The sequence below is a fragment of the Acinetobacter sp. NRRL B-65365 genome (assembly GCF_001605865.1).
Lineage (GTDB): Bacteria > Pseudomonadota > Gammaproteobacteria > Pseudomonadales > Moraxellaceae > Acinetobacter > Acinetobacter vivianii.
In genome coordinates, this window is record NZ_LRPD01000002.1 from 24,897 (window position 1) to 49,533 (window position 24,637).

A 24,637-nucleotide genomic window follows, 5' to 3' on the forward strand; every position below is an offset into this window, starting at 1 on the left:
GATCTCGGCATGGGTCTGTAATTTAAATGTTTAATCCCAAAAGCAAACAGCCTGTGACCGAAATCACAGGCTGTTTAAAACAATATTTTCAACTTAATTTAGACCATGTTCTGCTTTAAAACGTTCCATGTTTCTCACGGCATCATGATAACGTGATTGTACGCTGCTGCTATTGATCCGTAGATCATATAAACGCTTCTTATAATCATCCCGAACTTTAGAAGAAAGATCAGTACGTTCCAGCTCTTTTAAATACCGATTCATCTCATTCTGTGAACGGCTGAACTCCGAATCGGCCTGATAATATTCGTTGGCAGCCTGATAATAAGGTCGTAATGATTGGCGTTTTTCAACAGGACAAACTCGGAAATCCCCACGACCTTCTAATGCTTCACTGAAAATATTTTCAGGCTGACAATAATAGCCTAGACCTTGTTGATAGCCTTTTTCATAGAGACTCTGATTAGGAACAACATTGGCTTTCTGGCAAGACGAATAATACTTATCTAGACGTGATTGATGCCCAGCCGAACCATCTTTTTCACCCACGCTTAACCAGTTGGCAGTTTTACATTGCTCAACACTCATGGCTGCACAACCAGAAAGTAAAACCATCAAAGTCGATAAAATTAAAATATTTTTCATGAAAATGTTCCTAATTATTATGCGATTACATTCAAACAAATTACATTGTAATGACAGGATAGTTCACCTTTTGATCATAGCTTAGATCAGCATGTTGCCATAAATCAAATAGAGGAATTTTCACATCCAACGCTAAAGGTAATTTTTTAGGATTAAACTGCATATTCTCTAAGGTATGTCCCCAAGCAATCACATCAATATCCAGCGTGATCTGATGTGAAGGACGAGTACGCCCTGATTGTTGTTCCAGCCTTTTTAACAGTTCAGTGATTTCATCAATACTAAGTTGACTTGTTAATAGACAGGCCGAGTTCCAGTAATCAGCCCCGATCCCATCTCGACATGGAATTTCATAAATCGGAGAAAACACCACTCTACCGAGTTGAGCAATCTGCTCATAAGCAAAAGTGAAATTTTGTTGCTGCTGGAGATTACTCGCCAGTGCGAGCGCAAAAATTGTTTCTGTTGCGTTCAAGGCGAATTCCTACTGCATTAGCTTGAGCAATAATTGCGGGTTTACGAATCGTGATCGTGATCGACTCAATAGAAGGAAAAGTCGTAAATAGACACTCAAGAACCAAATGAGCAGCATGCTCAATCAGTTTCGGTTTTGCTGTTTGAATCACTTGTGCTGCAAGCTCACAGATTTGAGCATAGTTGAGCGTATCTTCCAGCTCATCCGAGTTTGCAGCCTGACTAAGATCATTATGAATGGTGAGATCTAGCATTAAAGGTTGAATAATCTGGCGTTCCCAGTTGAAACAGCCGATCACAGTATCAACTTTTAACCCTTCAATAATAATGGCATCCATAATGACCTATTGAACCGATAAATAAATTAATGCTTTAAAAAAGAAGCAGGTTCAATATTGTGAACCATTTTCAGACGTTGGTCAGCATAAATATCGGTATATGGTGCAAGAACACGCATGAAACGATCAAAATATAACATTTGCTTGAATAATAACGCGAAGTCACGCGGGAATTTGATGCCATGACGTTCGCCCACAGCCACCATATCCATCATGATGTCATTCAGGTCTGCTGGATTCGAACTCAGAATTTCTTGTGGATCTGCCAGTAATACACCACTAAACAAACGTTCGAGATCATCGGCCAATACTTGCGTATCAATTTTTTGATGCGTCATGCCCATCTTAAGCATATTCTCAGCCATCGCAACGTAGTTGGTGTGCTGCAACGCATCCATAAATGCCATACATGCAGTCCAAACTTCTGGTTTTAACTGACCAACAATACCAAAATCGATAAAGCCAATACGACCATCTTCAAGCAACATCAAGTTGCCTGCATGTAAGTCTGCATGGAAACTCTTACACAACATCAAGCTACCAAACCAAGTATTCATAGCCGTAATCAGGACTTGGGTTGGATCTTTGGCATATTGTTTTACGACGTCAAAGTCCGTCAATGGCACACCATATAAACGCTGCATGGTTAGTACACGGCGGGTTGAAAACTGGTGATACACCTTTGGTGCTGTCGCAGCCTGATTGCCTGAGATATTCAGATACTGGATAAAATCATCCAGATTTTGTGCTTCTTCAATAAAATCAACTTCACGTACCATGCGTGTCTTAATTTCATCGACAATTTCAGACAGTGAAGCAAATTTGATTTTAGGCACTGCTTTTTCGAGTAACTTGGTTGCCCAATGCACTACATTCAAATCGGTATAAAGAATCGTTTCAACGCCAGGCTTCTGAACTTTTAAAACGACATCTTCACCCGTCACCAATCTTGCTGGATGAACTTGTGCAATCGAAGCAGAAGCTAATGGTTTTTCATCAATAAAACTGAAAATTTCATTGAGATTTCGACCTTCAAATTCTTCCGCCAAAACCTTTTGGATATAACTAAAAGGCAAAGTCGGCGTTTGATCTAGACAGCCCTGAAATTCCTGAACATATTCTCGCGGGAATAAAGACGGCGTACTGGCAATAAACTGGCCCAGCTTAATATAAGTCGAACCAAGCGACTCAAAGGTCTCACGCATGAGTTTAGCATTGCTTGGTTTCTCAGTTGCATATTTCACACCTGCTTGTGCTGCAACCACTACTGTTTCACCAATACGTGCAACAGAGCGTAATCCATCGAATAAAATATTTCTTTTCATAATCTTTCTTGCCTCACAGATGGCATTAGTTTAGCAAATTTTGCTCATTTTACCGATCAAGTTGCCTGACAAACTGGACAATTTACATCTTTTTCAAATTTAAGAATGCGTTGCGACAGATTCAAACCATTCCAGAGCAACAGTTTTTGCTTAAGTGGCGTCAAACCCAACCCTAAAAACAGCAAAGTGTGATGTGCTTGTAATGACGCTATCATTACAGGTGTCGTTGCCAATACACCAGACTCAGCACAGCGCAAGCCTTCATTGGCATGCTCTTCTTTAGGAAATAAGCATTCATAACAAGCTGAATCTGACTCAACCATAAACATCTGCCCTTCAAAACCAATCGCTGAAGCACTGATAAGTGGCACTTGGTGTGTTTTACAGACACGATTCACCAGATAACGCGTGGTAAAATTATCGCAACCATCTAACACTACATCCTGATGCTGTACGAAGTCATCAGCATTCGTTTCATCGAAACGTATATTTTGATAGCGGACTTGTATATGTGGATTAATGGCTTGTAGATGTTTTGCCAATATTTCAGCTTTGTATCGACCTAAATCATTTGAGGTAAATGCAATTTGACGTTGTAGGTTACTCATCTCAATGGTGTCGGCATCGACAATGGTAATTTTTCCCACCCCAGCACGAGCCAGCAGCTCAGCACTGGTACAGCCGATTCCACCTGCGCCGATAATCAGTACATTGGCAAGTTTTAGTTTTTCTTGTGCTTCAATATCCCAACCATCTAATAAAATCTGACGACTATAGAGATGCATTTCCTCATTACTAAGCTCAAATTCGTTTTCAAAATGGTCTGACACGTGGCTACTTCTTTATTTTCAAGATAGTGCTGATTCTAAGTCGATGCAGGACTTGAGGAAAGTAATAAATTTTATCTAAACGCATTTTCTTTCGACCAAGTTTTATTTTTATCCCAACAATTCGATCGCTCTTTAATAGCTGAATAAAATCAAAAACTTATAATATCGACTAAAAACTTTAGGTATTTATTCTTTTTTAATTATAACTTTATGTTTTAACGTAAGTTATCTATTATATTTTATAGTTGACTACCGTATAGGTAGTTTAGAAGATAAATCATTAGCAAGTCGCATATTCAATGGTGTTGACTACCGTATAGGTAGTTTAGAAGACCACGCAGCCTTCAAGTTTTTTTTCTTCCTCGTTGACTACCGTATAGGTAGGTTAGAAGTGACAGAATTGGCGTACCGCTGATTTAACCGCGTTGACTACCGTATAGTTAGTTTAGAAGTCAAACGCTCGCTTTTCTTCATACGTGCATTTGTTGACTACCGCCTAGGTAGATTATGTTCACCCATATAAAAATGACCTTAATTTTTTTGAACGATTAAGGCCATAATTGCTATGGTCAGGTCAGGCAACAAGATTTCAAAAATACCTTAGCCATAAATTTATCTATCATCCATTATTTTCTAAAATTCACATACACTTAAAAATGCTACTTCCGATCATGCATCATTTCATAAGATTGCGCTCTTAACACATCCTCTTTAGTTCCAAAAGATTGATTACGCAACTGATTAATCGACTGTTGTTTACTGGCATCGCTCGCATCACTTTTTAAAATCTGGTCGCGCTCAGCCAAATAACCATTGACCTGTGTTTGCCAGCCTGCCTCTTCCTGATCCACCTTTTCGAGACGATCCGCAGCTTCTGGCCCTAACAGACTTTCACGCATATTACGAAGCTCTTGTGCAGAACCACCTTTCTCACGGATCTCCTGCGTCAATTGCTGTAACTCAGCAAATTGCATAGAAACCCAAACACCATCCGCCATCGTACTAGGAAGCTGATCAATCAGTTTTGCCAATTCAGCTGCTTTTTGCTGTGCAGTTAAAGTCTTATTGGCATGAATACGCATCTGTTCAATATTAAACTGATTTAACTTACGTTCATTACCAAACAAGGCATTGATCTCAGCCGCATTAAAAAACTGCTGCTGGACTTTATACATCTGATCAAGGACTTTCTGAAAACCTTCAATATCACCCGTTTTAAAGTTACCATTAGGTTTTAAATTTTTGAGGGTATGACTGTACGCCACATATTGATCTAACAAATAAATCGCATAACTTGAAGCCGTATCAGGTAGCGTTGCTGTTAGATATTGACGAATATCCGCGATCAATTCCGTTTCGGTTTTCTCGCCCAGACTTGAAAAGAAATAATCAAAACAACTACGGATTCCAACTGTCAGTATAAGTTTACCGTTGGCATCCACCTGAATTGGACAATCAATTTCAGTGCCTTGTAATGAAGCTGCTAGAACAGGTAGTTTTCCCTTTTGATGATCTTGTGTTACACCAGCAAAATTGTGCTCTGAGAACTGTGCTTGAGCCTGCTGGTTCAATGGATGCGAAGTCGTTTGTGCATCGGGCTTAAATATCCAGTAAATCAAAGCCAATATCAGCAATAACCCGATAATCACACACAAACTGATGGTTTTATTATTTAAAAATTTACCGTTCATCATCCCTTGCTCTATTTATCCTTTATTTTTAAATCCGTTTTAGCTAAAGGAGCAAATGCTGCCCCTTTAGCTTATTTATTATAACCCCTGATTTTTTAAACGATTGGCTTGTGCACGGTATGGCGTGACTGGATTTTGCAAAAACCCTACCAGACCTAATACCTGATTTACCTCATCCAAATGGTTAAATGCATAGTTATCACGAATGACCGTGCCTAAATGGCTCGAACAGCGTGGTACCAAACCATCATTTTCACCAGAGATCAGTAAAGAGGTCGCTGTTAAAGCATAGTCCATCGGATCAGCTGCATTGGTAAATGGGCTGGTTCCACTCCATGAATAATAACGAACCCCATTCACCAGTTCGGCACCAGATCCACACGCTGTGGTTGGTACACCTGCTGGAAAGCGTTTATTAAAGTCTGCTGAACCGCTGGTCGTGAGTGAGTTTAGGCCTGCAATTGCATCTTGATCATAGTAATGACCAGAACCTATGCCGACCAATGAGAAGAAGGCATTTACGCCTGCCGCAATAATAGGTGCAAGTGCTGGGCCAGCAGGTGATTTAACAACTGAATCAACCACATCTGCAACATCTGAACCTTTAGTTGGGCCTCCTACTGCTGTCACTGAAGCAATCTTATTCGGCAATAAGCTTGCTACATAACGAACCGATTGTGAGCCATGACTATGGCCAATTAAATTGATTTTTTCAGCACCTGTAATTGCCAGCACCTGTTTTGCCTGTATCAGTAGTTGTTCCCCGCGTACTTCCGATGAATTAAAAGAAGCTTGCTGTGCAACAAATACATTGGCCCCATTTCCCACCAGATCTTCAGTAATCCCGTTCCAGTATTGCAATGGGCCAACCGCTGAGAATCCAGCCATACCGTGTGCTAAGAGAATAGGATACTTGGTTTTTGCATAACTGGAGGTGACGTTGGTACTACCGCCGACTGAGCAACCGTTCACATTACAGTTTTGCCATGAGGCTTTAGGTGATAGAAAATCAAACAAACCTGCATGAACAACGGTTCCACTGCTAATAAACATGCCTGCCATTAACGCCATAGCATTTAAATATTTCTTTTTCACGTTTTTGCTCCGAGCATTTTTCATTTTTATTACAAAGTGTTAGTCCTATAATTTTGTACGTGGAATCATTCCTAGCATACAAAAGGGATATCAAATCACCCTCCTTTAATATTGTTTGATTTTTAGACTAAAGCAAACTGCGCCAAAATCATAACAATTCAGGCCAAAATTACGACTGATTGATAAAATTCCGATGAATGTACATACCCAAAGCGAATGGAATGGATTTCCACTTTAGGCGTTGTTAAAAAGGTTCTACGCGATACACAATGAAAATATGAGCATCGATGTATATGAGAACTTAATATCTGCTTTGAATTTTCACGCAAAAAGATACAGAATCATTCTGCCTTTTTGCTGTAGTGAACATGTTAAATGCAGAAAAATTGAATCTTATTTTTCCAGAGATTATGTAACAATAACCAGTCTTATCATCCTGCCGGATCGCGTATGAGTGCTCAAGACATTACAGCCGTTGAACTTTCCAAAGCCTATCGTCTATTAAATCATGGCCCTACCGTTCTGGTCTCTGCTCAGCATGAACAAGACACTGATGTGATGGCTGCTGCATGGGCTTGTGCACTGGAACTTACACCAGCCAAAGTCACTGTTGTTCTGGACAAAAGCACCAAGACTCGTCAACTGGTTGAGCAAAGTGGTTATTTTGCACTACAGGTGCCCTGCTATGCGCAAATTGATATGGTGCACCAACTCGGTACGATTAGTAAATTTGATCAGCCCACCAAACTGGCAGATTGCAAAACGGAATTGTTTTATCAGGATCCCTATCCACTCCCGCTGGTCACAGGCAGTCTGGCATGGTTGATTTGCAAAGTTATTCCAGAGCCACATAACCAGCAAGCACACGATTTATTTATTGGATCTGTGGTTGCAGCATGGGCCGATTCTCGCGTATTCCGAGATGGACACTGGCATTTTCAGGACGCTGCAAAAGAGTTGCGAAGCTTGCACTATATTGCGGGTGGAACCTTTTATTTAATTGGCGATGAAGTCAAAGCCAAATAATCAGCAAGGTCTTAGGCAATGATTTTCAGCATTGCCTGCCTTATTTATTCAGCTTTCATCATTTCACGGTATAAGGTATCTAGGAACTGCTGCTGTTTCTGATTGTCTTTAAAATAACGTTGATAATTGACACTGCAGCTTTCTACATCGGCGATATTGGCTTTATTAAAAGACCAGTCCGTGGTGTCTTTGACTGTAATACCTAGATCATCATCACAACTCTGCCACAATTGAGCAAATCGACTGCGCTGCTTTGCATCAAGTTGTTTAAAGTCGGCATACACAGAAAAACCATGCATTTCTGAATTAAAAAATTTCGAAATCATGCTCACAGGCACGCCACCCCACATCATCGGTTGATCTTGAGGAAAACGAATATCTTTGAGTTTATCCTCAGACATTATTTTATCTTGCTCGCCTTCCTTTAAAAACTGGGTCTCATAAACCAAGGTTGTGCCTACGGGTACCTGAATTTTTTTAACGATGCGCGCTTCGCGAGTTTTATAATAGGGATAATTCGGTGATGAATTTCCACCTGTTGGATTCATATTACCGACACAACCCGTTAGACTCAGGCCAAACAATGTAGCAATCATCAGTCTATATTTCATATCTAAATCCTTTTGGTATCGTTATTCTTATCAAGAAGCTGTTTCTTACCTTAGAGTCAAACCCGTCAACAGACAATATAAAATTTGAGAACGAGAATAAAAAACAGTTGCAAGCGCCAAGCTCACAACTGTTCTGTAGATTGATTCAATTTTTTTAAAAGCTTATTTTGGTGCCATACGAATCGCACCATCCAGACGAATCACTTCACCATTTAAATATGAATTTTCTGCGATATGTGCCACTAATCGAGCAAATTCTTCTGGGCGCCCCAAACGTGAAGGATAAGGCACCATTTGCCCTAAAGCATCCTGTACGTTCTGCGGTAAACCTTTTAACATCGGGGTTTCCATAATACCCGGTGCAATGGTCATCACGCGTATCGCATGACGAGCAAGTTCTCGTGCAATCGGCAAAGTCATCGCCACAACGGCACCTTTCGATGCAGAATACGCCGCTTGCCCAATTTGTCCATCAAAGGCTGCAACCGAAGCTGTATTGACGATCACCCCTCGATCTTCATCACCTTCCGCAACGGTATTTTTGCTCATGGCATCCGCTGCATAGCGCAACATATTAAATGTGCCTGTGACATTGATGTGTAACGTTTTCGAGAACATTGCCAAATCATGTACACCCTCTTTGCCCACAACTTTTGCCGATGGGCCAATTCCAGCACAATTGATCAGACCATATACACTGCCATGTTTGGTCAGCACATCTTTAAAAAACTGTTCCGCAGCTGCTTCATCGGTCACATCCAGTTTTACAAATTCTGCCTGTGCTCCCAATGCTTGTGCTTGTTGTTGTCCTGCTTCAACATTCATGTCGACCAAAGTGACTGAAGCACCTTTTTCAACCAAATATTCAGCTGTTGCTGCACCTAAACCAGAGCCACCGCCTGTAATAACAAAATGTTTTCCCTGAATTTTCATTTACGTTTCCTATCAAATTAAAGATATAAATTTTTATAACTAAGCCTAAAGGCAACTTTTTTCCGATACAATTTCAAAAAGTAGCAAAGTTAATGCGACTTTTGAGCAGTCGATCTATTTATTCTCCTGTATTTCATGCTGATATGACCAAAAACCACACTCACGATCTTAATGCGGCCAAGGATACAATTTCAAATGCTTTAATTCGGGAAGCATTAAGCGTTGCTGCAAGTCGCGGTTTAAATATTGTCAGTATTGCCAATCGGGCTGGCATTTCTGCTGAGTTGTTAACCTCAAGCAAAGCTCGCGTTCCTGTCGCGCAGTGTGCCCAGTTATGGGTAGAACTGGCGGAGAGTATGAATGATGAGTTTCTCGGTATGGATACCCATCCCATGCGCCGTGGTAGCTATCAATTACTGGCAAAGCTTGCGTTTAATACCGAAACGCTGGAACAGGCAATTAAAGAAATTTTAAAGTTTTTAGCGCTGATTCTGGATGATATTCGCGGTGAACTGGTTCAGAAAGGTACTAAGGCTTATCTAATCCTGCATGATCGCGAACAACCAAAGCGAATGTTTACTTACTCGACCTTTCTGATGCTAGTTCACAGCTTAATGTGCTGGCTCAGCGATCAACGCATTCATTTTCATAAAATGACGTTTAGATGCTATCCACCTGTCGAAATACAGGATTATCGTGTCCGTTTTTGTGAAAATATTCACTTTCATGCTGAGCAAAATAGCATCGAATTTGATGCACATTATCTGAAACATAAAATCAAAAAAGACAAACAGGCACTCAATGATTTTCTCAAACATACGCCCTACAACCTGATTGTACGTTTTAAGAATGAAAATTCGCTGAGTCTACAAATACGTCGGCAATTGCTTCTACAAGCACCTTCGGAATGGGCGGAACTGAAAGATATTGCGCAGCAGCTCAATATGTCGACAGCCACCATCCAGCGTCGTTTAAAACAGGAAGGTGTCAGCTACCAGCAGTTGAAGAATGACATTCGCTGTGATATTGCAATTGAAAGGCTGAGCAAAACGGATGATTCAATTCAAAGTATTAGCGATGACCTCAACTTTCATGATCCAAGTGCTTTTCACCGTGCCTTTAAAAAATGGAGTGGTGTTAGCCCGGGCAGTTATCGAAAAACCTCTCCATTAAAGAAAAATAAACTGAACCTACTTGATGAGTAAAAGGAATTAAGCCATGTACTTACCTGAAATTTTTGAAGAAAAAGACACTCAAAAACTCTATCAACTGATTCAGGATTATCCTTTTGCGACCCTTATCAGCCACAGTTCAGAAGGCTTGGATGCCCATCATCTGCCTTTCAAACTGATACTCGATGAAGAAAATCAAACGGCGACACTGATTGCACACATTGCCAAAAATAATGCATTGCATACGCAAATCCCAAATGGCACAAAAGTCCTGATTATCTTTCAAGGTGAGCAAGGTTATATTTCACCAAATTGGTATCCAAGCAAACAACAGCACCATCAACATGTACCGACATGGAACTATCAGGTGGTGCATGTTAAAGGCAAAATTAATTTCTTATCTGATGAAAAACCATTGCGCGGCATTTTGGCAAAACTGACACGGACACATGAAGCGAAACAGCCTATTCCATGGAAAATGTCAGATGCACCTGCCGAATATATTACTCAGCAATTGCAAGGAATTGTGGGCATTGAAATTCAGATCACCGAGATCACAGGCAAATTTAAATTGAGTCAAAATCGGGAAAAAGTAGATGCTTTAGGCGTGGTTGATGGGCTTGAAAAACACGGCAATCACAATTTAGCAAAAGCCGTACAGCAATATATTAAAGATTAAGCAGACTTTTGACCTAAACTGACCCGATCATTGCCGCCATAATCCTTAATGGTCTGGATTTGCTCAAAACCTTGCTGCTCGAAGACCTGGCGAACAGCTTCACCTTGGTCATAACCATGTTCCAGCACAATCCAGCCTTCTGGTTTGAGCCAGTTTTTACCTTGCTCGATAATAATTTCGATATCCGCCATCCCCTGACGATCCGCAATCAAGGCACGCTCAGGTTCAGACTTGAGCTTCTGCATATGCACGTCTTCTGGATCAATATACGGTGGATTCGACACAATTAAATCAAACTGCTGCTCATCCAGTGCTTCAAACCAGGCACCACAAGCAAATTTCACCTGCATCAGACCATGACGAACCGCATTTTCCTGAGCAACCGCTAAAGTTGGCTCATAAATATCAGTCGCCATGACTTGCCATTGCGGACGTTCACTCGCAAGTGCCAAAGCAATTGCACCCGTTCCCGTACCCAAATCAACAATCTTGGCTTGCTGATCCAGTGGCAGCTTTAACACTGTTTCCACAAGAATTTCAGTATCTGGACGTGGCACCAAAGTGTCATGCGTCACTTTCAGATCTAAGGTCCAAAATGGCTGTGAACCAGTGACATAGGCCAAGGGCTCACCCTGCTCAATACGAGCCAGACCATCCAGATAAGCTTGTTCCTGCATGTCTGTTAACTCTTGCTCAAGGCGTAGTTTGAGTTCCAGCGCATTAATACCGAGAAGATGTTCAAGTAGCCATGCCGCCTCCTGACGTTCATAGCTATCAATTTCACCTTTAATCTCTAACGCTTGAGCAATATTCATTAGCCGCCATTTTCCTGTGCAAGCATCGCCAGCTGATCGGCCTGATATTCACGATGCAAGCTGTCCAGTAATTCGGTTAAATCACCTTCCATAATTGCATCTAACTTATATAAAGTCAGGTTAATACGGTGATCGGTCATACGACCTTGTGGATAGTTATAAGTACGAATACGCTCTGAACGGTCACCTGAACCGACCAAATCACGGCGCATTTCTGATGTTGCTGCATCTGCTGCTGCACGTTTGGCATTTTCCAGACGTGACACCAACAAGGCCATCGCTTTGGCTTTGTTCTTATGCTGTGAACGTTCTTCCTGACATTCCACCACAACTCCAGACGGAATATGGGTAATACGCACCGCAGAATCAGTTTTGTTAATATGCTGACCACCCGCACCTGACGCACGATAAGTATCAATACGCAAATCAGCAGGATTGATTTCAACTGTAGTATCTACATCTACTTCTGGAAGAATAGCAACTGTACATGCCGAGGTATGAACACGTCCTTGCGATTCAGTTGCAGGGACACGTTGTACACGGTGCGCGCCACTTTCAAACTTCAAGCGGCCATACACACCTTCACCATCAATACGGCAAATGATCTCTTTATAACCGCCATGCTCACCTTCATTTTCAGAAAGCACTTCAATACGCCAACCTTGGGTTTCAGCGTATTTACTATACATACGGAATAAATCGCCCGAGAAGATCGCAGCTTCATCACCACCCGTTCCCGCACGCACTTCAAGATAAGCCGCATTGGCATCGTTCGGATCTTTAGGAATCATCAACACATTAAGTTGATCTTCAAGCTCGACCAGAAGCGCTTTATTTTCTTTGATTTCTTCTTCGGCCATATCTTTGAAATCAGGATCTGACTTCATCATTTCGGCAGTTTCAATATCTTCTTCCGCTTGACGATACTTACTCCAAACTTCGGTGATTTCAGTTAAATCATTATGTTCACGGGACAATTTACGGAAACGTTTATTGTCCGAAATTACTTCTACATCAGCGAGTAATGCAGTCAGCTCTTCGTGACGATCACAAAGTTGATCGAGTCTTAAACGGAGTGATGCTTTCATGGGCGGAATATCTCAAAATCTAAAGACTCAGTGCGATCAAAATAGGGTTTGTTGACCTTACAGCCATGCATTGCGTTATCGGCTAAAACAACAGAAATAAGGCATGAAAAGACAATGGTGCCCCTACGAAGCACGAGTAAAATCAAAAAATTGCGCATAGTTTACAGACTCTGCCGCTTAAAAGACATAGTGAAACTGTGGAACTTACTATTCCTCCCTCATTTCATCACAAATTGTTCAGTTTTAGTTTTTACAGCTTGTTCTCTGCCGAGTGCTTAGCTATAAATAATGGAGGATAAATAGAATGATAAAACAACAGGATAAACTATGAATAATTTTATTAATCGTCCTACCTCTGCCTTTATTGCAGCAAGCTGGGTTGCCTTAATTGCAGGTGCCGTTGGCTTTATGATTGGATTGTGGAATGCCAATATGCCACTCCATGAAAAAGGCTATTATCTGGTCATTTTACTCTATGGCCTTTTCTCGGCAGCATCTCTGCAAAAAACGGTACGAGATCAACTTGAAGAAATTCCTGTGACTGCCATTTACTACGGACTGTGCTGGGCCTCAATGGCAGTGTGTATCGTGCTTTTATTGATTAGTTTATGGAACGCCGAACTGACAATGAGTGAGAAAGGCTTTTATATTATGTCCTTCCTGTTAAGTCTATTTGGTGTCGTCGCCACACAAAAGAATATTCGTGATCTAAATTATTTACGTCTCCAAACAGAATTTAACCCGCGTCAACTCAAGTTAGAAGACAATTCTGTAAAAGATGAACAACAAGACTAAGTTTTATTTTGAAATAAAGGCTTAAAAATATTTAAGCCTTATCCTCAACAACAAAACCCTAACTATTTGTTTTTAAATCATTATATATTCTATAAAAACCTAACATAAAACAAAAGATTACAATCCAGACACCAAAGAGTAATAATTTGGGCCAGCTTCTCCACACTTTCATTCTCAAACTTTGTTACATTTGCTGCCATTAGAAAGACGTCCGATTTATTGCGGACACGGAGTCAAAAAATGAAATTAAACGCTTGGTTATGTGGTGCAATCTTTGCAACTTCATCACTTGTTACTGTCGCTCATGCTGATAACGCAACTCGTGTTGCAGCAACATCTGCACTCGGTAGTGTCGTTGGTACTGCACTTGGCAAAGAAATCGGTGGCAATAACGGCGCAATGATTGGCTCTGCACTTGGTGGCGCTGGTGGTGCAGCGGCTGCAAGTAGCAAACGTACACGTACTGAAGCTGCCATTGGCGGTGGTTTAGGTGGTGTGGGTGGTTATACTGTAGGTAAAAACCTCGGTGGTACAACAGGCGGTTATATTGGTGCTGCTGCGGGTGCCGCAGGTGGTTCTGCTTTAGGCCGTAAAGTCGGTCAAGACCGTTATTATGACAATCACCAGTCAAAAAAATACAAGAAAAAAAGAAAGCATCGTCATCACTAATTTCTTAGAAAAAGCACCTTCGGGTGCTTTTTTTATGCCCGCAATCTTTCCAGCCTATCGATAAAATCCTGAGCAAAATGCTAGGTTGAATCATTGTTTCGAACTTTCTAGAATAATTCCCTATTTTTTATATGCCTTTTATTGCATGATGAATACCGAATTACTCTCTCCTGCTGGTTCTCTCAAAAACATGCGCTATGCCTTTGCTTATGGCGCAGATGCGGTCTACGCAGGTCAACCCCGTTATAGCTTACGTGTGCGTAATAATGAGTTTGACCACGACAATTTAAAAATGGGTATTGATGAGGCGCATGCCTTAGGCAAAAAGTTTTATGTGGTGGTCAATATCCAGCCTCATAACAGCAAGCTTAAAAATTTTATCCGAGATATCGAACCGATTATTGCCATGCAACCCGATGCATTGATTATGTCTGATCCAGGCTTGATCATGATGGTACGCGAACATTTCCCTGAAATGCAGATTCATCTCTCGGTACAAGCCAATGCCATTAACTGGGCAACGGTTAAATTCTGGAAGGATTATGGTCTAAGCCGCATTATTCTGTCTCGTGAATTGTCGATCGAAGAAATCGAGGAAATTCAGACACAGGTCCCAGACATTGAACTGGAAGTTTTTGTACATGGCGCACTGTGCATGGCCTATTCAGGACGTTGCCTATTGTCTGGCTATATGAATAAACGTGATGCCAATCAAGGTGCCTGTACCAATGCCTGTCGCTGGGATTACAAAATTCATGCCGCACAAGAAGATGCCAATGGTGATGTGATCCCTGTTCAACAGATCCATTCAGAAAAAACATGTTGTTCTCAAACCTCAACATCTCATTCATCAGCACACACTGTTTTAGTACAGCGCAACGATGAAGATATGTTTGCAGCTGAAGAAGATCAACATGGTACTTATTTCATGAACTCAAAAGATTTACGTGCCGTGCAGCATGTTGATCGACTTACTAAAATTGGAGTGGCTTCACTGAAAATTGAAGGTCGCACTAAATCCTATTTTTATTGTGCACGTACAGCACAGATTTACCGTAAGGCCATAGATGACGCACTTGCTGGCAAAGCATTTGATACTAGCTTAATGACCCAACTGGAAGGTCTGGCCAATAGAGGTTATACCGAAGGCTTCTTACGCCGTCATGTGCATCGCGATTATCAGAATTATACGGATGGTTCATCTCACTTTGACTATCAACAGTTTTGTGGTGAAGTGATTGAGCGTAATGGCGACTATATTCGTATCGAAGTCAAAAACCGCTTTCTGGTCGGCGATTCACTGGAACTGATGACTCCAAAAGGTAATATCAGTTTTATCTTGGAACAGATGCGAGACCTTAAAGGCAATCCGATTGAGAATGCCAAAGGCTCAGGCCACATTGTCGAAATTCCTCTCTCTCCAGAGATTGATATTGCTTATGCACTGCTGATCCGTAATTTACCTGATGCTGCTGAGCAATTGCATTCGGCAGCTTTAGCCTATTCGGCAGATTAAAATGGCTTTGCTGATTACAAAGGCATGTATCAATTGTGATATGTGTTTGCCTGAATGTCCCAATCAAGCGATCGATGAAGGTGCAAAAGTCTATGAAATCGACCCACACCGCTGTACTGAATGTGTCGGTTTTTATGAAGTACCCACTTGTGTGGCGGTGTGTCCGATTGACTGTATTAAACCCGATCCGCAGCACCCTGAAACTCAAACTGAACTTTTACAAAAGTTTAAACATCTACAAATTGTATAAAAGACAGCGATAAAAAAAGCGCCTGACGGCGCTTTTTTTAGCTATACAAATTAGTTTGCATATACTGGGAATTTTGCACAAACTGCTTCAACTTTTGCTTTCACATCAGCGATCACTTTCTCATCACCTTTGCTATCGATCACGTCAGCGATCCAGCCAGCAAGTTCACGAACTTCCGCTTCACCAAAACCACGTGTAGTCACTGCTGGCGTACCGATACGGATACCAGAAGTCACAAACGGAGAACGTGGATCATTTGGAACCGCGTTTTTGTTTACAGTGATATGTGCAGCACCTAACCATGCATCAGCATCTTTACCCGTTACGTCTTGTTTAATTAAAGACAATAAGAATAAATGGTTTTCTGTACCACCAGACACAACATCATAACCACGTGCGATTAATACTTCAGCCATTGCTTGAGCATTTTTCACAACTTGTTGTTGGTAAGTTTTGAATTCATCAGACATTGCTTCTTTGAAGCAGATTGCTTTTGCCGCAATCGCATGCATCAACGGACCGCCCTGGTTGCCAGGGAATACAGCTGATTGAAGTTTTTTCTCGATTTCTTCGTTTGCTTTAGCAAGGATCAAACCAGAACGTGGACCACGAAGTGTTTTATGCGTCGTTGTGGTTGTTACGTCTGCAATTTGTACTGGGTTTGGATATACGCCAGCAGCAACAAGACCTGCAACGTGAGCCATATCAACAAAAAGGTATGCACCTACTTTGTCTGCGATGTCACGGAAACGCTGCCAATCAACAACTTGGCTATATGCAGAGAAACCAGCAACGATCATACGTGGCTTATGTTCTAAAGCTAAACGTTCAACTTCTTCATAATCGATTTCACCCGTTTCTGGGTTTAAACCGTACTGGATCGCATTGTATGTTTTACCAGAGAAGCTTACTTTTGCACCGTGAGTCAAGTGACCACCATGTGCCAAGCTCATACCCAATACAGTATCGCCTGGGTTAAGAAGCGCTAGGTAAACAGCTGAGTTCGCTTGAGAACCTGCGTGTGGTTGAACGTTTGCGTAATCAGCGCCGAATAATTCTTTTGCGCGATCAATTGCAAGCTGCTCGATCACGTCAACATATTCACAACCGCCGTAGTAGCGTTTGCCAGGATAGCCTTCTGCATATTTGTTAGTAAGTTTTGATCCCTGTGCTTCCATCACAGCTGGTGAACAATAGTTTTCAGATGCAATTAACTCAATATGCGCTTCTTGGCGTACGCCTTCAGAAGCAATCGCTTGAGCTAATTCTGGATCAAATTCAGCAATAGAAATATTGGCAAACATTAGCGGAGGGTCCTATAAATTAGGGCTTTTAAGCCGTGCTAAAGATTGGTGCGTATTGTAGCACGAAGTTTGTAATTAAGCAGAATGAAGTTTACTCATTTCTCAATAAAAATTGCTTATATCTATCAAAATCTAGCTTTTTGTTGATTAAGATTTTTCCTTAAGCTTATCATTGGAGTTTATTGTTAATTATCTAGATAAAATGATACGCATTAACGGGAACATTCAGCATTTAAAAATATATGCTTTTTACTGTATCAGAAATCGAAATTATGAAACTCAGATAGAACAAGATCAAGCTCTGTTGGCACAGATACTTATAGACAAATTGTTCGATTTTGATGCTCGTGCTTTAGCATATAAGATAAATAAACAATATAAAATATATAGTTTTATGATTGATCAGCGCACAGTAATGGGCGTTGCTGAATATATTTTTTTTCAAGAAGGTGATGAGTTATATGCTGTTATTGATGCAGAGAGCTTCACTGACATAAGCCCTGCCTATGCAATCTATCACCTAGAACAAAATTTAATTTACTCGCTTCCTCAACATGGCTTCACTCTAGAAGGTTTAAAAAGAAGACAAAAAACGATTGGTATGGCATTCCTTATAATAGGCCTTTTAGTAAATGCTTTCTTTTTATTTAATAGCGAATCTACGGGAGAAATGTTTATAGCAATTATCTCCTCTATTCTTATCAGTGGAACCTTGGGTTTACTGGCATATTTTTCAGTTAGTCTTTTATATAAAAAAGCTGTTCACGAAAGTATGCAAATTTATAAAACTTTCGGTTTTAATGAACCTGAAAAAATTGATTTTAGGGCAGAGTTTTATGAACACAAGCCAACCAAAACACTATGTCCAGATATTGCTTATCTAGAAAGTAAAATTCGGGAATAATTTACCATTAAATTATTCCCAGTGACTTAATTATTCGCAGGCATCGCCGCTTTTACATCCCCGACAATATTGCTGATATTCAAGTCATAAGCTGTACCGTGATTCCACTGTGTATTCGTAATGTACTGGATGCTTGACCCTTTACTCTGAGCCAGCGCTACAAGTGCATCCGTTGCTGCTTTAGGAACGGTTGTGTCCTGTGCACCTTGATAAATCGTAACAGGCTGATTCAACTTCACTTGAGCGGGCTGTGAATCCTTTTCCAGGAATGTTTTCACCAATGGCACAGCCATAAAATTGGTTTGTGTGCGAGGATAATTGGTTAAATTACCATTGCTCAGTGCATATTTCTGCATGGCGTTTCCAAACTTTTTACCTAGCACATCAAAGCAATCAGTTTCTGCATTGTTAGCGATCCCATCCGTTGGCGACTGGAATACATTGGTATAGCTAAAGCTTGGTTCAAGGTTTCGTAGTCCGGCGGTAATTAAGGCCGTAAATGTATCCAGTTGCGCATACATTTCAATTTTTTGCGGCAAAGGTGCATTTTCAACAGATGCATTCCCATTGACCAAAATAGCCGCTAAATTAGACGCAGGAGCAACAGCAATTGTTCCTTTATAATCCAGCTTGGCACGACTTTGATATTGCGCTGCGCCCAATGCTGCTTGCCCACCTTGTGAATGCCCCACTGTCATCCATTGACGAGATACAACTTTACCTTGTCCAGCTAAATAATATCGTGCAGCCACTACAGCATCGGTTATAGAGAATGCCTCACTCTTAACATTCAAGAATGGATGTAATTCTCGACCACTCGGTTCTCCCAAGCCTTCGTAATCAGGCGCGACTACAACATAACCTGCTGCAAGTAACTGCGTAATCATATTTCCAACCTCAGGGCCAGTTGCGTTACGACTCGGCGCGCATTGATCTGCTACCCCTGTCGTACCATGTGCCCATGCAACAATTTTCCATCCTCCTTGAGGTGTTGGCCCGCCTGGTACGAACAACAGACTGGTTGCCATCGTTTCCTTACCATTCTGTCCCAACATTTTATAAGTCAGTACCGAACTTTCCGTAGCCACCGCGCTAAAATCTGTTTTGGTATATGCTACTGGAATCCCCACAACTGGATTTTTAATATTATTTTCTGGAATGTCTGGCTTAGGTACAAACGAAATATCGTTATCATCGTCATTACACGCGCTAAGCAACACGCTTGAACTGATGAGCGCAACCGTTAACAATTTCATATTCATGTCATGTTTCCCTGTTTTTTATCTTTTTCATTTTAATCCTTAGCACATCTTTTACTAAGGCAATTACTTCTATAAGAATGCGCTTAATATCAAATTGTTCAAGTATTTTTTCAATTTTCGATGTTAATTTATCCAAACTCAATTTTATGTTTAAAAAAAATAAAGTGACCTTGACTGATTCAATCCTGTTTCAAATAAATTTCTTGTAAGATATTGGCATTCTCAACTCAGATCAGGTCGACTTTCATGCAAGCCATCATCCTAGATACAGAAACGCATACTTTGAATGGTTTGCCGATTGAAATCGCCTACGCTCCAATTGAAATCGAAAATGGAAAACTCAGTCTGGATAAAAAGCAGATCTTTGACCAACTTTATCAGGTTGGACAACCGATTTCTTATGCGGCCATGGCAGTACACCATATTTTAGAATCTGATCTGGTGGGACAACCTTTTTATAATGAGTTTCAGCTTCCTGCTCAAACCACCTATATTATTGGTCACAACGTTGACTATGATATTGCTGCTATTGCACGTTGTGGTGTCGATGTATCTCAATTAAAGCCCATTTGTACTTTGGCACTGGCACGACATGTCTGGGAAAATGCTGAAGCACATAATATCTCTGCCCTCATCTATCTCATTTCTAAAGGCAGTGATAAAGCGCGTGAAATGCTTAAAGGTGCACATCGCGCGGACGCGGACATTATCTTAACCGCCAATATCTTGATGCACATCATCCATCAACTCAACATTCAAGACATTGAACAACTCTATATTGCCTCAGAAGAAGCCCGTATTCCAAAAAGTATCACCTTTGGCAAACATAAAGGCACTGCCATTCAGGATCTTCCTGCTGACTATATTCAATGGCTAATGCGTCAGGATGATCTAGATCCTTATTTGCGCAAAGCTTTAGAAGCAAAATTAGTTAAATAAGCTTAAAGGGAAAGTCTTTTCGTAACTTTCCCTCTTTATCAAAAAAGGCAGTGATATTTAATAAATTGTTAATATTACTGTCATTTTTCAACTCTATCTTAATCCCCGTCTTATCTTGATTAGGGGGAAATTAAGAGATGTCACATTTTTTTAAAACCGAACTTGGGCAAAGTGCGTTACAGGAACGTCATATAGCTTTAACTGCCCGTCAACGTCGTTTATTGCTTTTAATTGATCACGAAGATTTTAAAGAACTGGATCAAGATTATAAGGATCGAATTGCACCCACGGAACTGGTGCAACAGCTAATCGAGATGGGCCTATTGGCACAACACACATCTCCACCAATAAATAAAGAAGCAACAAAAACAGTATTAACGACAGAAATTCTTGAAGAAGCACTACCTATTCAATCACTCCCAGTTCAAGAACAAGACATAATTCAAACTGCATTAGAGGTTGAAGAAACAGTTGAACTGGAAAAACTTCCTTTTGTTGAAATCCAGCAAGTCATGATTCAGACATTGACCAGCTATTGTGGTCTGATGGCTCGCCCGTTAATCCAGAAAATTCAGTCGATTCATTCTTTACAGCAACTGAAAACCTGTCAGATGCAATGGATTACGTCATTACAAGAATCGCGGATTCCACCAAGTCAGTTGAATCAAACCTTAAAATTAATCAATTATTCAGTACAGCATTTATAGTTTTATTCCAGAATTTGACTAAGTCGAGAATAAAATTGATGTTTTAATAAACAAGAAATCGCTTTATTCAAAGGTATATATTTACCTGCCTGTGTTTTTTGCCTATGATGTGGCACGCATGCGCTCATAGCTCAACTGGATAGAGTACAGGTCTCCGAAGCCTGTGGCGTGGGTTCGAGTCCCGCTGAGCGCACCATTGCTTCTTCTTTTTTACCCAAATTCTCATATTTCTATAATCGTTCTGTTTTTAACACGCCATAAACCTATTTTTCTACTTGGTTTATTTATTCATATCGCTCAAAATACCCGTTCTATTTAACAACGTGAGACGTTTATGACTGATGCTTTGGTGTTGAGCGATTTGTCCAAAACTTATCGTAATGGTTTTCAGGCGTTAAAAGGTATTAATTTAACCGTACCTGAAGGTGAGTTTTATGCACTATTAGGCCCTAATGGTGCAGGAAAATCGACGACGATCAGTATCATTAGCTCTTTAGCCAAAAAAACATCTGGTTCAGTTGAGATTTTTGGACATAACTTAGATACCCATCCTTCTCAAGCAAAACAATGTCTTGGTGTTGTTCCTCAAGAATTTAACTTTGGTCAATTCGAAAAAACTTTCGATATTTTAGTGACCCAAGCTGGTTATTACGGCATTCCTAAAAAATTGGCAGAACAACGTGCCGAACATTATCTAGAAAAGCTTGGCCTATGGGAAAAACGTAATATTCAATCACGTATGCTTTCAGGCGGTATGAAACGCCGTTTGATGATTGCACGTGCCATGATGCATGAGCCAAAGCTGCTGATTCTGGATGAGCCAACCGCTGGTGTTGACATTGAACTTCGTCGTTCGATGTGGGACTTTCTCACCGAAATGAATGAAAATGGTACGTCAATCATTCTGACCACACACTATTTAGAAGAAGCCGAAATGTTGTGTCGTCGCATTGCGATTATCGATCGTGGCGTGATTAAAGAAGACACCACCATGAAAGGCTTCCTCAACCAGCTCAATGAAGAATCATTCATTTGTGATTTGGCTGAACCGATTAATGGTTTTGATCTCAATATCATTGGTTTCAAATTTAATCTGATTGATCCAGTGACATTAGAAGTGACTATGGACAAAGCCCACAGTATGAATGACCTGTTCCTGATATTGCAGTCACAAAATATTCAAGTGAACAGTATGCGGAATAAATCGAATCGTCTGGAAGAGTTATTCGTGAAAATGGTCGAGAAGAATCTTGCAGGAGCGAATGAATGAACTTCAGTCAATTAAAAACTGCGCTTTGGACTTTAGTTGTTAAAGAAATTCGTCGCTTTATGCGAATCTGGCCACAAACCTTACTTCCACCTGCGATCACGATGAGTTTGTACTTTGTGATCTTCGGGAATCTGGTCGGTTCACGTATTGGTGAAATGGGTGGCTTTAGCTATATGCAATTCATCGTGCCCGGTTTGATCATGATGGCCGTCATTACCAATAGCTATGCCAATGTTTCTTCAAGTTTCTTTAGTGCCAAATTCCAGAAAAGTATTGAAGAACTGATTATGAGTCCTGTGCCATTGCATTTAATCCTGTGGGGTTATGTGATTGGTGGGGTTAGCCGTGGCGTACTGGTTGGCTTGATTGTGACCATCATGAGCCTATTCTTTACTCATTTAGAAATTTATAATTTATTTGTGACGATATATACCGTCATTATTACGTCATTATTGTTTTCTCTGGGCGGCTTTATTAATGCCGTATATGCAAAGTCTTTCGATGATATTTCCATTATCCCGACTTTCGTATTGACCCCACTCACCTATTTAGGTGGTGTATTCTATGCCATCAGTGCATTAAGCCCTTTTTGGCAAAACGTCTCTTTAGTTAATCCAATTGTATATATGGTCAATGCCTTCCGTTACGGCATTTTAGGGCACAGTGACGTTAATGTTGCCTTCTCTTTAGGTGTTGTGACCTTGTGTTGTGTTGTCCTCTATGCAATTGCATATCATTTATTAGCTCGTGGTTCAGGAATGCGTGAATGAGTGTTGAACTTTCTTTATTGGGTAAAGACACCCAATACCCGACTCAATATCAGCCAGAAGTTTTATTTCCAATTGCTCGTGCTGAATCTCGTCAACAATATGCGCATATTGAAGGCATTACTCAAGGCAAAGACTGGTGGCATGTTTTTGAAATTTCATGGTTGAATCAACTGGGTTTACCTCAGGTGGCGATTGGCCGTTTAACGCTGCCAGCAAGCTCACCCAACTTAATTGAATCGAAGTCACTTAAGCTTTATTTCAACAGCATGAACTTCACTCAATTTGATTCGAAAGAAGCCTTTATTGCAACAGTTGAACAGGACCTATCAAAAGCAGCAGGTGCAAAAGTTGAACTACACCTGTTTCAAGTCGATGATTTGGAGATTTCAAAACCCCAAGGCATTTGCATTGATGATTTGATTCCAGAACGTCTTTCCGAACATCCTGATTCGACGTTGTTGCAATTAGATACGTCTGCTGAAGAAAATGTAGAAATTGAGCTTTACTCTCATCTTTTAAGAAGTAATTGTCCTGTTACAGGTCAACCAGATTGGGGTACGGTTTTTATTCGTTTGCAAGGTAAAAAGCCTTGTTATCGCAGCGTTTTAGCTTATATTATCTCGTACCGTCAGCATAATGGCTTCCATGAGCAATGTGTTGAGCAAATATTTGCCGACATTTGGCAACTTTTGAAGCCAGAAAAACTGATGGTCTATGCAACTTATACTCGCCGCGGGGGCTTGGATATTAACCCATGCCGAGTATCAGATTTGTCATGGATGCCCGAGCCAATTCGCTTGGCACGACAATAAAACGAATAAATTTGATATATAGAGGACGTTCTTCAATGACCAGTTATTTCGGTATTCTTCCGTCAGCAAGTTTGAGTCAGGATATTCAACTTGCACAAGCCAATCGTGACAGTAAAGAGCCTCAATACCCTTTACGTGACAAAATTTCTCTACAGCTTACTGATGAGTTAATTGACACCATGTTGGTTCACCTGGTTCAGCAGTTTCCACCAAGTGATAAACGAGATACTACCGAAGGTCTAGCGATTAAAATTCGCGGCATTGTTGAAACCCTCATGAAACAGCTTCTAGGCAAAGCTTCAAATGAACAGGTGCTTGAATCTTTAGCCTTTATGGAAAAGAGCCTATTCATTGATAATGACGGTAAACAACGTATTGGTACAGCATTACCAGATAGCCTTGTTGCAGACATGAAAAAGAGCTTTGCTGAAGTAGCTGCTGGAAATGGCAAAGAGCAACGCGATGCTTTAACAAAACAGTTTAAAACATTTGCCGATGCGCTGATCCACCACTTTATGACTGAATATAACAAGACACTTGGTCTTGGTATGGTAAAACGTGGCGTTGCTAGCGTTGCAACAAGTGGTGTTGAAACCGCAGTTCATATCGTGATTAAGAAATTGATTCCAAGCTTAAGCCAAGTTGAACTCGAAGTGTTTACCAAACATTTCGATCAGTTACTGGTACAAAAATAAGCTGAAATTCAGCAGAAAGCGG

At 40.7% G+C, this 24,637-nt stretch carries 27 protein-coding genes and 1 tRNA gene; 15 read left to right on the plus strand and 13 right to left on the minus strand.

What is annotated here, in order from left to right:
• Window positions 1–93 precede the first annotated feature (93 nt).
• The 7 genes from AWW72_RS01410 to AWW72_RS01440 all read right to left on the minus strand — a co-directional run bounded on the left by AWW72_RS01410 (window position 94) and on the right by AWW72_RS01440 (window position 6,398).
• Entirely contained in the window at window positions 94–645 is a 552-nt protein-coding gene (locus AWW72_RS01410) for a DUF2799 domain-containing protein (protein ID WP_062846205.1), read from the minus strand.
• A gap of 40 nt (window positions 646–685) precedes the next feature.
• Complete coding sequence (locus tag AWW72_RS01415; RefSeq protein ID WP_005258026.1) at window positions 686–1,120, minus strand: 2-amino-4-hydroxy-6-hydroxymethyldihydropteridine diphosphokinase; 435 nt, start codon at window positions 1,118–1,120, stop codon at window positions 686–688.
• The gene (gene folB, locus AWW72_RS01420) at window positions 1,077–1,457 is read right to left on the minus strand and encodes a dihydroneopterin aldolase (protein ID WP_062846206.1); all 381 of its coding nucleotides are present in this window, start codon (window positions 1,455–1,457) and stop codon (window positions 1,077–1,079) included. Before folB ends, AWW72_RS01415 begins: the two co-directional genes overlap by 44 nt.
• A 26-nt stretch (window positions 1,458–1,483) precedes the next feature.
• Complete coding sequence (locus tag AWW72_RS01425; RefSeq protein ID WP_004772617.1) at window positions 1,484–2,782, minus strand: ABC1 kinase family protein; 1,299 nt, start codon at window positions 2,780–2,782, stop codon at window positions 1,484–1,486.
• Window positions 2,783–2,838: 56 nt separating this feature from the next.
• Window positions 2,839–3,567 (minus strand): HesA/MoeB/ThiF family protein, encoded by a 729-nt coding sequence (locus AWW72_RS01430; RefSeq protein WP_227610468.1) that lies wholly within the window; start codon window positions 3,565–3,567, stop codon window positions 2,839–2,841.
• 704 nt (window positions 3,568–4,271) lie between these two features.
• Window positions 4,272–5,303: a lipase secretion chaperone gene (locus tag AWW72_RS01435; protein ID WP_062846207.1), complete on the minus strand. Its 1,032-nt coding sequence runs from the start codon at window positions 5,301–5,303 to the stop codon at window positions 4,272–4,274.
• 78 nt (window positions 5,304–5,381) lie between these two features.
• On the minus strand, window positions 5,382–6,398 hold the full coding sequence (locus AWW72_RS01440; protein ID WP_062846238.1) for a lipase family alpha/beta hydrolase: 1,017 nt from the start codon (window positions 6,396–6,398) through the stop codon (window positions 5,382–5,384).
• A gap of 450 nt (window positions 6,399–6,848) precedes the next feature.
• Here AWW72_RS01440 and AWW72_RS01445 point away from each other — a divergent pair, with 450 nt between their 5' ends.
• Window positions 6,849–7,424, plus strand: coding sequence for a flavin reductase family protein (locus AWW72_RS01445; protein ID WP_062846208.1), 576 nt, complete (start codon window positions 6,849–6,851; stop codon window positions 7,422–7,424).
• A gap of 44 nt (window positions 7,425–7,468) precedes the next feature.
• On the opposite strand, the gene AWW72_RS01450 is transcribed toward AWW72_RS01445, so the two are convergent.
• Entirely contained in the window at window positions 7,469–8,035 is a 567-nt protein-coding gene (locus AWW72_RS01450) for a hypothetical protein (RefSeq protein ID WP_062846209.1), read from the minus strand.
• A gap of 162 nt (window positions 8,036–8,197) precedes the next feature.
• Window positions 8,198–8,968 (minus strand): SDR family NAD(P)-dependent oxidoreductase, encoded by a 771-nt coding sequence (locus AWW72_RS01455; protein ID WP_047428087.1) that lies wholly within the window; start codon window positions 8,966–8,968, stop codon window positions 8,198–8,200.
• A gap of 143 nt (window positions 8,969–9,111) precedes the next feature.
• On the opposite strand from AWW72_RS01455, the gene AWW72_RS01460 reads away from it, so the two are divergent.
• A complete protein-coding gene (locus AWW72_RS01460) occupies window positions 9,112–10,173 on the plus strand; it encodes an AraC family transcriptional regulator (protein WP_062846239.1) in 1,062 nt (353 codons plus the stop codon).
• 13 nt (window positions 10,174–10,186) lie between these two features.
• Complete coding sequence (locus tag AWW72_RS01465) at window positions 10,187–10,819, plus strand: FMN-binding negative transcriptional regulator (RefSeq protein WP_004772632.1); 633 nt, start codon at window positions 10,187–10,189, stop codon at window positions 10,817–10,819.
• Here AWW72_RS01465 and prmC read toward each other — a convergent pair.
• Window positions 10,816–11,634 carry a peptide chain release factor N(5)-glutamine methyltransferase gene (prmC, locus tag AWW72_RS01470; RefSeq protein WP_062846210.1) on the minus strand — a complete coding sequence of 273 codons (819 nt, stop codon included), beginning with the start codon at window positions 11,632–11,634 and terminating at the stop codon, window positions 10,816–10,818. The two genes, AWW72_RS01465 and prmC, sit on opposite strands and share 4 nt — an antisense overlap.
• The gene (gene prfA / locus AWW72_RS01475; RefSeq protein ID WP_004772635.1) at window positions 11,634–12,722 is read right to left on the minus strand and encodes a peptide chain release factor 1; all 1,089 of its coding nucleotides are present in this window, start codon (window positions 12,720–12,722) and stop codon (window positions 11,634–11,636) included. The genes prmC and prfA overlap by 1 nt, the downstream gene beginning before the upstream one ends.
• 327 nt (window positions 12,723–13,049) lie before the next feature.
• Between prfA and yiaA the strand changes: the two genes are divergently transcribed.
• From yiaA to AWW72_RS01495, 4 genes are all read left to right on the plus strand, one after another.
• Window positions 13,050–13,517 carry an inner membrane protein YiaA gene (gene yiaA / locus AWW72_RS01480; protein WP_047428096.1) on the plus strand — a complete coding sequence of 156 codons (468 nt, stop codon included), beginning with the start codon at window positions 13,050–13,052 and terminating at the stop codon, window positions 13,515–13,517.
• A gap of 240 nt (window positions 13,518–13,757) precedes the next feature.
• Window positions 13,758–14,186: a hypothetical protein gene (locus tag AWW72_RS01485; protein ID WP_004772639.1), complete on the plus strand. Its 429-nt coding sequence runs from the start codon at window positions 13,758–13,760 to the stop codon at window positions 14,184–14,186.
• A gap of 148 nt (window positions 14,187–14,334) precedes the next feature.
• On the plus strand, window positions 14,335–15,702 hold the full coding sequence (trhP, locus tag AWW72_RS01490) for a prephenate-dependent tRNA uridine(34) hydroxylase TrhP (RefSeq protein ID WP_062846240.1): 1,368 nt from the start codon (window positions 14,335–14,337) through the stop codon (window positions 15,700–15,702).
• Window position 15,703: 1 nt separating this feature from the next.
• Window positions 15,704–15,952, plus strand: coding sequence for a YfhL family 4Fe-4S dicluster ferredoxin (locus AWW72_RS01495; protein WP_062846211.1), 249 nt, complete (start codon window positions 15,704–15,706; stop codon window positions 15,950–15,952).
• Window positions 15,953–16,002: 50 nt separating this feature from the next.
• On the opposite strand, the gene glyA is transcribed toward AWW72_RS01495, so the two are convergent.
• The gene (gene glyA / locus AWW72_RS01500) at window positions 16,003–17,256 is read right to left on the minus strand and encodes a serine hydroxymethyltransferase (RefSeq protein ID WP_004772645.1); all 1,254 of its coding nucleotides are present in this window, start codon (window positions 17,254–17,256) and stop codon (window positions 16,003–16,005) included.
• Between the two features lie 172 nt (window positions 17,257–17,428).
• Here glyA and AWW72_RS01505 point away from each other — a divergent pair, with 172 nt between their 5' ends.
• Window positions 17,429–18,160 carry a hypothetical protein gene (locus AWW72_RS01505; protein WP_249409138.1) on the plus strand — a complete coding sequence of 244 codons (732 nt, stop codon included), beginning with the start codon at window positions 17,429–17,431 and terminating at the stop codon, window positions 18,158–18,160.
• 26 nt (window positions 18,161–18,186) lie between these two features.
• Here the strand turns inward: AWW72_RS01505 and AWW72_RS01510 are convergent, their stop codons facing one another.
• Window positions 18,187–19,422, minus strand: a complete 1,236-nt coding sequence (locus tag AWW72_RS01510; RefSeq protein ID WP_062846213.1) for an alpha/beta hydrolase family protein — start codon at window positions 19,420–19,422, stop codon at window positions 18,187–18,189.
• A 246-nt stretch (window positions 19,423–19,668) separates the two neighbouring features.
• On the opposite strand from AWW72_RS01510, the gene AWW72_RS01515 reads away from it, so the two are divergent.
• From AWW72_RS01515 to AWW72_RS01545, 7 genes are all read left to right on the plus strand, one after another.
• Entirely contained in the window at window positions 19,669–20,361 is a 693-nt protein-coding gene (locus tag AWW72_RS01515) for a putative quorum-sensing-regulated virulence factor (protein WP_047428111.1), read from the plus strand.
• 137 nt (window positions 20,362–20,498) lie between these two features.
• Window positions 20,499–21,068 (plus strand): hypothetical protein, encoded by a 570-nt coding sequence (locus AWW72_RS01520; RefSeq protein ID WP_062846214.1) that lies wholly within the window; start codon window positions 20,499–20,501, stop codon window positions 21,066–21,068.
• 120 nt (window positions 21,069–21,188) lie between these two features.
• Window positions 21,189–21,264: transfer RNA gene (locus AWW72_RS01525), tRNA-Arg, on the plus strand.
• Between the two features lie 138 nt (window positions 21,265–21,402).
• Window positions 21,403–22,338: an ABC transporter ATP-binding protein gene (locus AWW72_RS01530; protein ID WP_062846215.1), complete on the plus strand. Its 936-nt coding sequence runs from the start codon at window positions 21,403–21,405 to the stop codon at window positions 22,336–22,338.
• Window positions 22,335–23,108 (plus strand): ABC transporter permease, encoded by a 774-nt coding sequence (locus tag AWW72_RS01535; RefSeq protein ID WP_004772656.1) that lies wholly within the window; start codon window positions 22,335–22,337, stop codon window positions 23,106–23,108. Before AWW72_RS01530 ends, AWW72_RS01535 begins: the two co-directional genes overlap by 4 nt.
• Window positions 23,105–23,920 (plus strand): NADPH-dependent 7-cyano-7-deazaguanine reductase QueF, encoded by an 816-nt coding sequence (gene queF / locus AWW72_RS01540; RefSeq protein WP_062846216.1) that lies wholly within the window; start codon window positions 23,105–23,107, stop codon window positions 23,918–23,920. Before AWW72_RS01535 ends, queF begins: the two co-directional genes overlap by 4 nt.
• 35 nt (window positions 23,921–23,955) lie before the next feature.
• Window positions 23,956–24,615, plus strand: a complete 660-nt coding sequence (locus AWW72_RS01545; protein WP_004772661.1) for a hypothetical protein — start codon at window positions 23,956–23,958, stop codon at window positions 24,613–24,615.
• Window positions 24,616–24,637 lie beyond the last annotated feature (22 nt).